The 13393-nt window shown below is 32.4% G+C and carries 14 protein-coding genes and 1 riboswitch; of the genes, 13 read left to right on the top strand and 1 reads right to left on the bottom strand.

The genetic code is table 11. The features are described 5' to 3' along the window. Positions 1-31 precede the first annotated feature (31 nt). From MPF19_RS17670 to MPF19_RS17610, 13 genes are all read left to right on the top strand, one after another. Positions 32-1195: a proline dehydrogenase family protein gene (locus tag MPF19_RS17670; protein WP_249989605.1), complete on the top strand. Its 1164-nt coding sequence runs from the start codon at positions 32-34 to the stop codon at positions 1193-1195. Beyond that, positions 1195-1491, top strand: a complete 297-nt coding sequence (locus MPF19_RS17665) for an LETM1 domain-containing protein (RefSeq protein WP_203393732.1) — start codon at positions 1195-1197, stop codon at positions 1489-1491. Before MPF19_RS17670 ends, MPF19_RS17665 begins: the two co-directional genes overlap by 1 nt. 71 nt (positions 1492-1562) lie before the next feature. Further along, positions 1563-1657, top strand: a riboswitch (TPP riboswitch). Positions 1658-1706: 49 nt separating this feature from the next. Further along, positions 1707-1910, top strand: coding sequence for a sulfur carrier protein ThiS (gene thiS / locus MPF19_RS17660; RefSeq protein WP_203393733.1), 204 nt, complete (start codon positions 1707-1709; stop codon positions 1908-1910). Between the two features lie 49 nt (positions 1911-1959). Further along, positions 1960-3819: a phosphomethylpyrimidine synthase ThiC gene (gene thiC / locus MPF19_RS17655; RefSeq protein ID WP_249989603.1), complete on the top strand. Its 1860-nt coding sequence runs from the start codon at positions 1960-1962 to the stop codon at positions 3817-3819. A gap of 203 nt (positions 3820-4022) precedes the next feature. Further along, positions 4023-4625, top strand: a complete 603-nt coding sequence (locus MPF19_RS17650) for a thiamine phosphate synthase (RefSeq protein WP_249989601.1) — start codon at positions 4023-4025, stop codon at positions 4623-4625. A 260-nt stretch (positions 4626-4885) separates the two neighbouring features. Further along, positions 4886-5650 (top strand): hydroxymethylpyrimidine/phosphomethylpyrimidine kinase, encoded by a 765-nt coding sequence (locus tag MPF19_RS17645; RefSeq protein WP_203393736.1) that lies wholly within the window; start codon positions 4886-4888, stop codon positions 5648-5650. Next, on the top strand, positions 5647-6252 hold the full coding sequence (gene thiE / locus MPF19_RS17640) for a thiamine phosphate synthase (RefSeq protein ID WP_249989599.1): 606 nt from the start codon (positions 5647-5649) through the stop codon (positions 6250-6252). Before MPF19_RS17645 ends, thiE begins: the two co-directional genes overlap by 4 nt. 105 nt (positions 6253-6357) lie before the next feature. Then, on the top strand, positions 6358-7128 hold the full coding sequence (locus MPF19_RS17635; RefSeq protein WP_249989597.1) for a thiazole synthase: 771 nt from the start codon (positions 6358-6360) through the stop codon (positions 7126-7128). 3 nt (positions 7129-7131) lie between these two features. Beyond that, positions 7132-8241 (top strand): 2-iminoacetate synthase ThiH, encoded by a 1110-nt coding sequence (gene thiH / locus MPF19_RS17630; RefSeq protein ID WP_249989595.1) that lies wholly within the window; start codon positions 7132-7134, stop codon positions 8239-8241. Positions 8242-8365: 124 nt separating this feature from the next. Beyond that, positions 8366-9418, top strand: a complete 1053-nt coding sequence (moeB, locus tag MPF19_RS17625; RefSeq protein WP_249989634.1) for a molybdopterin-synthase adenylyltransferase MoeB — start codon at positions 8366-8368, stop codon at positions 9416-9418. Positions 9419-9542: 124 nt separating this feature from the next. Then, complete coding sequence (gene typA, locus MPF19_RS17620) at positions 9543-11315, top strand: translational GTPase TypA (RefSeq protein ID WP_249989593.1); 1773 nt, start codon at positions 9543-9545, stop codon at positions 11313-11315. 92 nt (positions 11316-11407) lie between these two features. Further along, positions 11408-11785, top strand: coding sequence for a hypothetical protein (locus MPF19_RS17615; protein WP_249989590.1), 378 nt, complete (start codon positions 11408-11410; stop codon positions 11783-11785). Positions 11786-12171: 386 nt separating this feature from the next. Next, a complete protein-coding gene (locus MPF19_RS17610; RefSeq protein WP_249989588.1) occupies positions 12172-12972 on the top strand; it encodes an SHOCT domain-containing protein in 801 nt (266 codons plus the stop codon). Between the two features lie 158 nt (positions 12973-13130). Here MPF19_RS17610 and MPF19_RS17605 read toward each other — a convergent pair whose 3' ends face one another. Beyond that, positions 13131-13310, bottom strand: coding sequence for a hypothetical protein (locus MPF19_RS17605; protein WP_249989587.1), 180 nt, complete (start codon positions 13308-13310; stop codon positions 13131-13133). Between the last annotated feature and the right edge of the window lie 83 nt (positions 13311-13393).

The raw sequence follows: 13393 nt of genomic DNA, 5'->3' as shown, positions 1-13393 counted from the left end.
TACTATATTTGTTTTACTAAATCGATATAGTATGAATATTTTTGACAATACCCAAGTTGCCTTTTCTTTAAAGTCAGATTCTCAATTAGAAAGAGCTTATTTTTTGTTTAGAATGATACAGAATGAACCTATGGTAAGAATAGGTTCTGCGGTAACTAATTTTGCATTAAAAGTACATTTACCGGTAGAAGGCTTAATCCGTTCTACTGTTTTCGATCATTTTTGTGGAGGCGTAACTGAAGAAGATTGCATGCCTATTATAGACAATATGTACAACAATGGTAATGTACATAGTGTGTTAGATTATTCCGTAGAAGGGCAAGACCAAGAAGTTAGTTTTGATGGTGCTTTAGAAAAAATATTAAAAATTATTAATTTTTGTGAAGAAAAACAATCCATTCCCTATGCTGTTTTTAAGCCATCGGGTTTTGGACGTTTTGAATTGTATCAAAAAATATCCGAAGAAAAAACCTTAACTCAAAAAGAGGAAGAAGAATGGAATAGAGTAGTGGCTCGTTTTCATAAAGTCTGTAAAGTTGCCATTCAAAAAGATGTTCCCTTATTAATTGATGCAGAAGAAAGCTGGATGCAAAAAGCTGCAGACGAATTAATAGAAGAGTTAATGGAGATTTATAACAAAGAAAAAGCCATCGTGTTTAATACATTACAAATGTATAAACACGACAGAATGGACTATCTAAAAACATTGCATGCCAAAGCAAAAGAGAAAGGTTTTTATATAGGAATGAAAGTTGTTAGAGGTGCTTATATGGAAAAAGAGCGCGAAAGAGCTGAAGAAAAAGGGTATCCTTCTCCAATATGTGCAGACAAACAAGCTACAGATTTAAATTATGATGCGTGTATAAAATACATGATGGATCACCCAAAAATGGCTTTATTTGCAGGTACTCATAATGAGGAGAGCTCTTATTTGTTAATGGATTTAGCAAAAAAACACAGCATTAAAGAAAATGACAACCGCCTTTGGTTTGGACAATTATTTGGTATGAGCGATCATATTAGTTACAACTTGGCAAACCAAGGGTATAACGTAGCCAAATATTTGCCTTTTGGTCCTGTTAGAGATGTGATGCCGTATTTAATACGAAGAGCAGAAGAAAACACTTCTGTAGCCGGACAAACAAGTAGGGAGTTAAACCTGTTAAAAACAGAAAGAAAGAGAAGAAAATTATAATGACGAGCGTTGAAGAAATAAAATTATTAATTTATAGAAATAAGTTAAGGCTTGCCCAAGAATTAAGGCAAAGTAAGGAAGCTGTTTTTTTAATAAAAAAAGCTACATATTCTAATTTAACACCGGTAGAAAAAGAGAAAATTAAAATACAGTTATTAGATATTTGTAAAGCAGTGCCTTCATTAGCCGTGTTTTTATTACCAGGTGGGGCTTTGTTATTACCGCTTTTAATAAAATTAATTCCAGATATTTTACCATCGGCATTTCAAGATGATTTGCCAGAAGATAAAAAATAGGCGCTTAAAATTCTTTTAAATTAAAGTGCTTAAAACTTTATTTATCAAAAAATAATACAATACATTTGTAGAGTAAACTTTAGGAGTAGCTATTAAATTAGTTTGAGAAAAATCCTTAGAACCTGATTTGGTTAATACCAACGTAGGAAAAAGTTGCTTAGATTTAGTTATACAAAAACTACCTCTCTACGGTTTACAGTAAATATTTAAAAAATATGATTACTATAAAAGTAAACCAAGAAAATCATCAATTTTCAGACAATTTAGCATTAGAACAATTAATTCGTTTTTTAGAAATAAAAACGAACGGAATTGCTGTTGCTATAAATGGTAGTGTCGTTAAAAAAAGCGATTGGTCTTTACGGTTACTTCAAAATAGTGATGAAGTTTTAATTATTAAATCCACCCAAGGTGGTTAGTAATTAGACTATTAAAAAACAAACTATTTAATTGATCTAACTAAAATTTATGAAGAGCAAAGACACTGCACCAAAACAAGACGGAATTACAAGACATCCGTTTCCTAATTCTACAAAAGTATATGTAGCAGGAAAAATTCATCCACAGATAAAAGTTGCCATGCGAGAAATTGCATTGAGTGATACGACAGATTCTATGACGAAAAAGAAAACGCCAAACGAACCTGTTACCGTCTATGATACTTCTGGTCCATATACAGACCCAAATAAAGAAATCAATATCCATGCAGGGATAGAAAGAATTCGTGAACAATGGATTTTAGAAAGAAGAAATGTAGAGCAATTAGATGCTTTTTCTTCGGAATATTGCAACGAGCGTTTAAACGATAAGAGTTTAGACCACATGCGTTTTGCCTTGTTAAAAAAGCCTTTAAGAGCAAAAAAAGGACAAAATGTTACCCAATTGCACTATGCAAAACAAGGTATGATTACGCCAGAAATGGAATACATCGCTATTCGAGAAAACCAACGAATCGATGAAATGACGGAGATTAGAAAGCAACACAAAGGAGAACACTTTGGCGCTTCTATTCCAGATAAAATTACACCAGAATTTGTACGAAGCGAAGTAGCAAGAGGGCGTGCTGTAATTCCTTCAAATATCAACCACCCAGAAGCAGAACCTATGATTTTAGGTAGAAACTTCTTAGTGAAAATTAACGCAAACATTGGTAATTCTGCCGTAACTTCATCAATAGAAGAAGAAGTAGAAAAAGCAGTTTGGGCGTGTCGTTGGGGTGCAGATAATATTATGGATTTATCTACTGGAGAAAATATTCACGAAACACGTGAGTGGATTGTTCGTAATTCTCCAGTTCCAATTGGTACGGTGCCAATTTACCAAGCTTTAGAAAAAGTAAACGGAGTTGCGGAAGATTTAACTTGGGAGATTTTTAAAGACACTTTAATAGAACAAGCAGAGCAAGGAGTCGATTATTTTACCATTCACGCAGGTGTTTTGTTGCGTTACATACCAATGACAGCAAAACGTGTTACCGGAATCGTTTCTCGTGGAGGTTCAATTATGGCAAAATGGTGTTTGGCGCATCATAAAGAGAGTTTTTTATACACTCATTTCGAAGATATTTGCGAAATTTTAAAACAATACGATGTTGCTTTTTCTTTAGGAGACGGTTTGCGTCCGGGATCTGTTGCTGATGCAAATGACGAAGCGCAATTTGCCGAATTGGAAACTTTGGGCGAGTTAACTCAGATTGCTCGTAAGCACGAAGTTCAGTGTTTTATAGAAGGACCAGGTCACGTGCCAATGCACATGATTAAAGAAAATATGGAGAAGCAAATTGATGTTTGCGACGAAGCGCCTTTTTACACGTTAGGGCCTTTAACCACAGACATTGCACCAGGTTACGATCATATTACATCTGGAATTGGAGCCGCTATGATTGGTTGGTTTGGTTGCGCTATGTTGTGTTACGTTACGCCAAAAGAGCACTTAGGTTTACCTAATAAAGAAGACGTTCGTGTTGGTGTGGTTACTTACAAATTGGCAGCCCATGCTGCCGATTTAGCAAAAGGGCATCCAGGTTCTCAGCACCGAGATAACGCATTAAGTATGGCGCGTTTTGAGTTCCGTTGGAATGATCAATTCAATTTAGGACTCGATCCGGAGCGTGCTTTAGAATACCATGATGAGACGTTGCCTGCAGATGGTGCAAAGGTGGCGCATTTCTGTTCTATGTGCGGACCGAAATTTTGTTCTATGAAAATTTCTCAAGAAGTGAGAGATTTTGCAGCCGAAAATGACATTGTAGACAACGAGGTGATTGCAAAAGGAATGCAAGAAAAATCTAAGGAGTTTAAGGAAAAAGGATCGGAAGTGTATTTATAAAATAATTAGGAAGTTCCCACGCTTAGAAAAAAGCGTGGGCGGGCTTTCCGTTATATCTTTTGCTGAAAAAGCAAAAGGATGCCACTGCAATCCCTAACTCAAAAACCAAAGCAACTGTAATTACGAGAAGGTGAAAGTTATCGTCATTACGAGGAGGTACGACGAAGTAATCTTATCTTTTAATTTCAAAAACTAAAAACACTATGATAATTCTTATCTCACCAGAAAACGATATCCCAAACGAAATAGAGACACTAAACCAATTATTTAAAGAAGGTTTAATGGTGTATCATTTTAGAAAACCTGCTAAAAATTACGAAGAACACGTCGCGTATTTAAATCAGGTAGATAAAGAATTTCACAATAGAATTGTAGTGCATTATCATCATGAGTTGATAAATGAGTTTAATTTAAAAGGAATTCATTTTCAGGAACAAAAAAGAATAGATCATATCGATAATCCGAGTGAATATTTTAAAAACTTGAATATGTATGGCAAAACTATTAGTTCTTCTTTTCATGAACCAAAAGTTTTAAAAGATTGTTATTTCGAGTTCGATTATCATTTATTGAGTCCTGTTTTTTCTTCCATTTCTAAAGAAGGTTATGAAGGCAAAGGTTTTGATGTGAATCATATTAATAAAACCATTATTGGAATGGGCGGAATTAATACAGAAACTATAGAGGAAACCTTAAAATTAGGTTTTAAAGGAATTGGAGTTTTAGGTGGTGTTTGGAATGCCGAAAATCCGGTAGAAAGTTTTATCAATATAAAACGTGCTTATCAAGTATGTATAACAAATTAATGATTTCTATTTGTGTCAGTTCGAGCACAGTCGAGAAGTACGTAAGTTAAGAGTTATTTAGATTGAGGAGTGGGAAAGGTTATTAAGTATAAGATTGCCACGTCCTTTGTTTTCGAAATGACAATTACAATGGATAAAACTCTTGTCAGTTCGAGTGTTTTTATGAAGTGATAAGGAAATAAAAATGTATCGAGAACACGTTTGTAAAACACGAATTTGTTTTCAAAAAGAAGAAAGAATTTAAAAGAAATAAATAAAATTTGAATCAAAAAAACTACATATTAACCATTGCAGGTTTAGATCCTTCGAGTGGAGCGGGAATTACATCAGATATGAAGACATTTGAAGCGCATAATCTATACGGATTATCGGTGTGTACTGCGGTTACGGTTCAGAATGATATTGAGTTTACAGACTGTGTTTGGATAGAGAAAAAAGTGATATTAAGTCAAGTAAAACAACTTTTTAAACGCTTTTATATTCCTGTTGTAAAAATCGGAATCATTAAATCTTGGAAAATTTTGTTAGAAGTTATTCAAGCTTTAAAAAAGTTAAATCCGGAGATTAAAATAGTTTTAGATCCTATTTTAAAAGCAAGTGCGGGTTTTAAATTTCATAGCATACAAGATCTAGAAACTTTTGAAAAAGTATTAGAAAATTGCGATTTTATAACGCCAAATTATGATGAAATAAAAGCATTGTTTCCAGATAAAAGCATAGAACAAACCATAGAGTTTATCGCAGAAAGAACAAATATCTACTTAAAAGGCGGACATAGAACGGACAAAAAAGGTTGGGACGAAGTGTATTACAGTAAAATTGTAAAACTAAATATTCCTCCAATCACCACAAAACCCATTTATGAAAAACACGGAAGTGGTTGTGTTTTATCATCCGCTTTAGCAGCAAATTTAGTGAAAGAGATTCCTTTAGAAGACGCTTGTAGAAATACAAAATTGTACACAGAACAGTTTTTAAGTTCTAACGAGTCCTTATTAGGAACACATAATTATCAACAAAAATGATTAGTAAATTACAATATATATCACAAGGAGAAACGCCCGAAACTCATTTAGAAAACCTACAAAAAGCATGTGTTTCTGGGGCAGATTGGGTGCAATTACGTTTAAAAAATTGTGATGTTGAAACCATTTTAGAAACGGCTCAAAAGGCAAGAGAAATAACAAATAGTTTTAATGCAAAACTAATTATAAACGATCATTACAAAATTGCGAAAGCTGTAAAAGCAGACGGAGTGCATTTAGGTAAAAGTGATGAATGTCCGTTAGTAGTTCGTGAGTATTTAGGTGCGTCTTTTATAATTGGAGGAACTGCAAATACAGCTGAAGATTGTAACAGTTTACTTGATAAAAAAGTAGATTATATTGGTTTAGGTCCTTATCGATTTACAGAAACCAAAAAGAATTTAAGTCCGGTTTTAGGTGTTTTAGGCTACAGAAAAATAGTAAAAGAATTACAAACGGAAATACCAATTATTGCAATAGGCGGAATTACATTAAAAGATGTTCCTGGAATAATAAACACAGGAATTTACGGAATTGCAGTTTCAGGCGAAATAACAAAAGAAGTTAGCAGTATTGCTGAATTTCAAGAAATATTAAATTGAGAAAGAGAGATATCAACTAGAGCAAGGTTTATAGGTTCCTAATTTTATAAAATGAACTGGGTTTAAACTTTGTTCGACGTGGTGTCAAATCAAAAAAAACATATAATGAGTCAAAAATTAAAAATAGCAGACAAAGAATTTACCTCTCGTTTATTTACAGGAACAGGGAAATTTAGTTCATCTCAGTTAATGAAAGAAGCATTATTGGCTTCCGAAAGTGAGTTGATAACAGTGGCTTTAAAAAGGGTAGATGTTGCAAATGAAGAAGATGATATTTTATCTCATTTGAATCATAAACGTATTAATTTGTTGCCAAATACATCTGGAGTAAGAACTGCCAAAGAAGCTGTTTTTGCGGCCGAATTATCTAGGGAAGCTTTAGAAACGAATTGGGTAAAATTAGAAATTCACCCAGATCCAAGATATTTATTACCAGACCCAATAGAAACTTTAAAAGCGGCAGAAGAATTGGTTAAATTAGGTTTTGTGGTGATGCCATATATTCATGCAGACCCAGTTTTATGTAAACGTTTAGAAGATATTGGTGTGCAATGTGTAATGCCTTTAGGGGCGCCAATTGGTAGTAACAAAGGTTTAAAAACGGTAGATTTTTTAGAAATTATAATAGAGCAATCTAATGTGCCAGTAATTGTAGATGCTGGTATTGGTGCGCCGTCTCACGCAGCGTACGCAATGGAATTAGGCGCAGATGCTGTTTTGGTAAATACAGCGATTGCAGTTTCTCAGAACCCTGTTGCGATGGCAAAAGCATTTAAAATGGCAGTGGAAGCGGGTAGAATAGCATACGAAGCAAAATTGGCTCCAAGAAGCGAAATTGCCATTGCAAGCAGTCCGTTAACTAGTTTTTTAAATTAAAGTATGAGTCATTTTAAAGAACTTTTCGATACCTATAATTGGGATTTTAGCCTAAAAAGTATTTTCGATAAAACAGCTGTTGAGGTAGAACAAGCGTTGGCAAAAGATAAGCTGGATTTAGAAGATTTTAAAGCCTTAATTTCTCCTGCCGCAAAACCATTTTTAGAAGAAATGGCATATAAAAGTCAACTGTTGACTAAAAAACGTTTCGGAAATACGATGCAGATGTATGTGCCTATGTATTTGAGTAACGAATGTCAGAATATTTGTACGTATTGTGGTTTTAGTATGACGAATAAAATTCCGAGACGGACGCTAACAGATGCAGAAATTTTAAAGGAAGTCGCTTTTTTAAAAGAGAAAGGCTACGATCATATTTTGTTGGTAACCGGAGAAGCAAATAAAACGGTTGGAGTAGAATATATAAGGAATGCGATTCAATTAATTCGTTCTCAATTTTCTAATATTACGATTGAAGTACAGCCTTTAGACCAAGATGAATATGAGTTGTTGGTGGAAAACGGCTTGTATGCGGTTTTGGTGTATCAAGAAACGTATCATAGAGACGAGTACAAAAAACATCATCCGAAGGGAAAAAAATCTAATTTCGATTATCGATTAGATACACCCGATCGATTAGGAAAAGCAGGAATTCATAAAATTGGTTTGGGAGCTTTATTCGGATTAGAAGATTGGCGTGCCGATAGTTTTTTTACCGCTTTGCATTTAAAATATTTACAGAAAACGTATTGGAAAACAAAATACTCGATTTCTTTTCCCAGATTACGCCCGCATTCTGGCGGATTAGAGCCAAAAGTAGAAATGACAGATTCGGACTTGGTACAACTTATTTGTGCATTTCGTTTGTTTGACGAAGACATCGAATTATCAATGTCTACCAGAGAAAGTGAAGTTTTTAGAAATCACATTGTCAATTTAGGAATTACGTCTATTAGTGCAGAATCTAAAACAAATCCTGGAGGGTATTCGGTAGCACCACAATCTTTAGAACAGTTTGAGATTTCTGATGAAAGAAGTACTGCTGAGGTGGTGCAAATGCTAAAAAATCAAGATTTAGAAGTCGTTTGGAAAGATTGGGAATATTTTAGGTAATCAATTATCAATAATCATTTATCAGTGATCAATTATCAATTATCATTTATCAATAATCAGTGATCAATTATCAATTATGAATTACGAGTTTCAAATTATGAAGTTCACGTTTTAACTTAGTTTTATCATGCTAACATCCGAAGAAAAAAAACAATACAACCGTCATTTAATTCTAGATAAAATAGGTGAGGAAGGACAATTAAAACTAAAACAATCCAAAGTTTTGGTTATTGGAGCTGGCGGATTAGGTTGTCCTGTTTTGCAGTATTTAACAGCAGCAGGAGTTGGAACTATTGGTATTATAGATGACGATGTGGTTGATCAAAGTAATTTACAACGTCAGATTTTATATACGATGGAGGATATTGGTTTGTCTAAATCTAAAACTGCAGCAAAACGATTATCAAGATTAAATCCGTTTGTAAAATTTGATGTGTATCAAGAAAAATTAACCAGAGAAAATGCCATTTCATTATTTACTAATTATGATATTATTGTAGATGGAAGCGATAATTTTTCTACGCGTTATTTAGTAAATGATGCTGTTGTAATTACAAACAAACCATTAGTTTATGGATCTATATTTAAATTCGAAGGTCAGGTGAGTGTTTTTAACTATCAAGGAAGCGGAACGTATAGATGTTTGTATCCAACGCCACCAAAACCAGATGAATCTCCAAATTGTTCAGAAATTGGCGTTTTAGGCGTTTTACCCGGAATTATAGGAAGTTTACAAGCGAATGAAACGATTAAGATTATTTGTGGAATAGGAGAGGCGCTTGCCAATAAATTATTGATTTATGATTCTTTACAAATGAATCAAACAATTTTAAATTTTGAAAAAGACACTACTTTAGAAATTACTGTTTTAGAAGCTGATTATGATTTTTTCTGCGGAATTGTAGCATCAGAAGAAATTACTATAGAGGAACTTCAAAAAAATAAAGAAAAATATAATTTATTAGATGTTCGCGAAACTTGGGAAAGAGAAGGCCATCATATTGGAGGGCAACATATTCCTTTAGACGAGTTGTTGGAACGTCTTGATGAGGTGAATCAGCATAAAGATTTAGTAGTGTACTGTAAGTCTGGAGTGCGAAGTAAGAAAGCAATTAATATTTTATTCAATAATAATTATAAGCCTAAAATATTAAATTTAAAGGGTGGTTGTTTCTAGTTAATTTTTATTAAAAATTAATTATGAGATACTTTTTTAACTTTGAGATAGTTAAAGTTTTTTATAATGCGTCAATTCTTTAAACTAAAAACACTACTTTTGCACGAAATTTAAGAATACATAAATGCAACCAATTAGAAATATCGCTATTATAGCCCATGTCGATCACGGTAAGACAACGTTAGTAGATAAAATTATAGATCAAGCAAAAATCTTAGACGATCGTAAAGTTCGTACAGATTTATTGTTAGATAGTAACGATTTAGAAAGAGAAAGAGGAATTACTATTCTTTCTAAAAATGTATCGGTACACTACAAAGACACAAAAATTAACGTAATTGATACTCCTGGTCACGCGGATTTTGGTGGTGAAGTAGAGCGTGTATTAAAAATGGCTGATGGTGTTTTATTATTAGTTGATGCTTTTGAAGGGCCAATGCCACAAACTCGTTTTGTATTAGGTAAAGCCTTAGAATTAGGATTAACTCCTATTGTTGTTGTAAATAAAGTAGATAAAGAAAACTGTACTCCTGACATCGTTCATGAAAAAGTTTTCGATTTAATGTTTGCGTTAGAAGCAACAGAAGAGCAATTAGACTTTGCTACTGTTTATGGTTCTGCAAAGAACAACTGGATGAGTACTGATTGGAGAAATGAAACTGATAACATTATTCCTTTATTGGATGCTGTTTTAGAATCTATTCCAGAAACGAAGTACAATGCTGGTACACCACAAATGCAAATTACTTCTTTAGATTTTTCTGCTTTTACAGGTAGAATTGCTATTGGACGTGTTTTTAGAGGTGACTTAGAAGTAGGTAAAGATTACATGTTGTGTAAAGCAGATGGTTCTACTAAAAAAGTAAGAATTAAAGAATTACACGTATTCGAAGGAATGGGTAAACTACAGGTAGAAAAAGTACCTTGTGGAGATATTTGTGCTATTACAGGTATTGAGGGATTTGAAATTGGTGATACAATTGCAGATTTAGAAAACCCAGAAGCATTACCAAGAACAGAAATAGATCAACCTACTATGAGTATGTTGTTTACTATTAACAACTCTCCTTTCTTTGGTAAAGAAGGTAAATATGTAACATCTCGTCACTTAAGAGATCGTTTATTTAAGGAATTAGAAAAAAACCTTGCATTAAAAGTAGAAACTACTGATAGTGAAGATAAATTCAACGTTTTTGGACGTGGAGTTTTACACTTATCTGTATTAATCGAAACAATGCGTAGAGAAGGTTATGAATTACAAGTGGGACGTCCACAAGTAATTATAAAAATGGTAGATGGTAAGAAACATGAACCAATGGAAACATTGTCTATTGATGTACCAGAAGACATGGCTTCTAAAGCTATTAACTTAGTATCTCTTAGAAAAGGAGATATGTTAATAATGGAACCTAAAGGAGATTTACAACACTTAGAATTTACAATTCCATCTCGTGGATTGATTGGTTTAAGAAATAAAATTTTAACAGCAACTGCAGGTACAGCAATTATTAATCACCGTTTTTCTGAATATGGTCCTTATAAAGGAGATTTTACTGAAGAAGTAAAAGGAGCAATAGTTTCTTCTGCTGCTGGTAAAGCAACTGCATATGCATTAAACCGTTTACAAGATAGAGGTCGTTTCTTTATTGATATCAATCAAGAGATTTATATTGGTCAAGTAATTGGAGAAAACAGTAAATCTGATGATATGGCTGTAAACTTAATTAAAGGAAAGCAATTAACAAACATGCGTAAATCTGGTACAGATGAAGCTATGAAAATTGCACCGAAAGTAGATTTTTCTTTAGAAGAAAATATGGAATACATTAAAGAAGATGAGTATTTAGAAGTTACTCCAGAAAGCTTACGTATGCGTAAGATTGTTTTTAAAGCATAATTTTTATGCTGAACTTGTTTTCAGTATTTTAAATTAATAATATTTTTAGAAAAGCTCAAGTTTTAAACTTGAGCTTTTTTTATCTTTGTACTATGAGTGAATTTAAAGTTTTTTTTGAAACATTACAACGTAGCCTAACCAATAATGAGTTTGTAAAACTTACATTAAGTAAACCGATGCGAAAAAGTGAAGGTTTGTTAAATGTATATGTCCGATTATTTAATATTGATGGTAATGAGGTTTTTGAATTGAAATATAGACATGCAGAAGAGAATGAGTTTAAACAATTTTCTTTGGATGAACTAACTGTAGAACTAGAAAAACTATTATTAGAAACTTTTAGAACAGGCTGTTTATTTACCTTAAGCGAAGATTTAATAGTACTTGTTTCTAAAAAGAAATTGGTGTCTTATAGAGACAATGCTCCGAGTTTTAAAAATAAATTACCAGAAATCCCATTACAGTCTTAATTTCTTTTTTTTAGATAGATTTTATACTAATTAAAGTTGAATTTTAAATAAAAAGTGAATTTATTATTTTAAAAACTAAATTAAAATTCCATCTTCTTTTACAAGTACAAAGTAGCTAAAGTTTGCACCCATTTTAATTATATGTTGTTTTATCAATTACAGTAGTTAAAATTAAAAAATAGTCAATTTTTAGAATACATTTTTATGAAATTATGAAATATTAGTTTTTAGAGTTAATCTATTTATTATGAAATAACTAGATTCATAATTCTATTAAATATTCTACATTAAACAGACTTAATCGAAGTACTATAGTCTACCTTTGTATAAAATTGTTAAACCAATATTTATTCTTGACAGAATAAAGAAATACATCACTTAAAATTATGAATGCAATATTCACAGATGCTAGTTTTCAGAACATAGTAAACGTAGCCAATAAATACGGAATAAGTACAAATGCGGCTAAAGATTTAACATATTGTCTTATGAATAGTAATGGTACTATGGCTCAATTTAATATCGCTGAATTAGGTGGTGGTGGACAATGGATGCAAGGTGGTATGACCATGGTTGGAGATATGTTTAACAATAATCTTAAATATTTGGTAGACGGACTTTGTGTAGATTTATCTAACTTAATTCATCAAGGAGCTATCCAATACAAACCTTTACCTAAGACAGAAAACGGACAAGGTGGTTTTTCTGGAAATTGGTGGGGAGATTTAGGTTTTCCTAATTCTACCGGTAGTCAAAATGATACAAGTTATGCTATTTTTAATAACATACACCGTTTGGCAATTCAGCAAAATGGTAAAGTAACCATTTTTGATACGTTAGATCATAATATTGGTGGAGTAGGACAGCAACAAGGAGGAAATTATTCGGTTTCTTTTACAAGTCAATATGGTAATGTAGATTTAAATGCTTTACCTATTATCTCTGGAGGAAATAAACCACAACAATCAGCGCCAATTCAAAATAATGAAGTACAAAATAATATAATTGAAACGCCAATGGCACCTATTATGGAAGCTCCAATGCAGCCAAATAATAACATGAACAATTCTGCTTTCGAAGAAGATATTTTTGGAAAAATTGAAAAGTTAGCTGGTTTAAAAGACAAAGGAATTCTTTCTGTTGAAGAGTTCGAAAATAAGAAAGCTGATTTATTAAATAGATTGTAATAGAGGCTTAGTTGTTTTTATAACTATAGGATCAAATCCAAAAGTTGTGGGGTTATCTAATTATGCATAAATAATAGTAATTCTAAAAAGGATGAATTCTATGTTTCTATCTCCTATAAATTTTGTTCTAAATGTTTTATATTGCTTTATTCATCTTTTTAAGGTAGAATGCCCACTCCTAGGTAGGCTTCCAAATCTAATTGATGTTTAAATTTTTCTAGTTTTAATAAGAGTAAACCTTCAATATCTTGACGAACTTTAAAATATGTTGAATTCTTAAAGGCTTCTTCTAAACTAGTAAATTCTTCTTTTATTGCAATACAAGATGTTATTCCCATAGGCCAGAAAATAATTAAAATTAGCTAAATTTAAAATAAAATTGATGTAATCTATAAAATGGAGTGTTTTTTTTTTTTTTTTT

The organism is Polaribacter sp. Z014 (assembly GCF_023555435.1).
In the GTDB taxonomy this organism is placed as follows: Bacteria; Bacteroidota; Bacteroidia; order Flavobacteriales; family Flavobacteriaceae; genus Polaribacter.
This window is presented reverse-complemented; position numbering and strand designations above follow the sequence as displayed.

Coding starts and splice junctions, on each gene's coding strand:
- MPF19_RS17670 (WP_249989605.1), top strand. CDS start 32: ATGAATATTTTTGACAATACCCAAGTTGCCTTTTCTTTAAAGTCAGAT.
- MPF19_RS17665 (WP_203393732.1), top strand. CDS start 1,195: ATGACGAGCGTTGAAGAAATAAAATTATTAATTTATAGAAATAAGTTA.
- thiS (WP_203393733.1), top strand. CDS start 1,707: ATGATTACTATAAAAGTAAACCAAGAAAATCATCAATTTTCAGACAAT.
- thiC (WP_249989603.1), top strand. CDS start 1,960: ATGAAGAGCAAAGACACTGCACCAAAACAAGACGGAATTACAAGACAT.
- MPF19_RS17650 (WP_249989601.1), top strand. CDS start 4,023: ATGATAATTCTTATCTCACCAGAAAACGATATCCCAAACGAAATAGAG.
- thiE (WP_249989599.1), top strand. CDS start 5,647: ATGATTAGTAAATTACAATATATATCACAAGGAGAAACGCCCGAAACT.
- MPF19_RS17635 (WP_249989597.1), top strand. CDS start 6,358: ATGAGTCAAAAATTAAAAATAGCAGACAAAGAATTTACCTCTCGTTTA.
- thiH (WP_249989595.1), top strand. CDS start 7,132: ATGAGTCATTTTAAAGAACTTTTCGATACCTATAATTGGGATTTTAGC.
- typA (WP_249989593.1), top strand. CDS start 9,543: ATGCAACCAATTAGAAATATCGCTATTATAGCCCATGTCGATCACGGT.
- MPF19_RS17615 (WP_249989590.1), top strand. CDS start 11,408: ATGAGTGAATTTAAAGTTTTTTTTGAAACATTACAACGTAGCCTAACC.
- MPF19_RS17610 (WP_249989588.1), top strand. CDS start 12,172: ATGAATGCAATATTCACAGATGCTAGTTTTCAGAACATAGTAAACGTA.
- MPF19_RS17605 (WP_249989587.1), bottom strand. CDS start 13,310: ATGGGAATAACATCTTGTATTGCAATAAAAGAAGAATTTACTAGTTTA.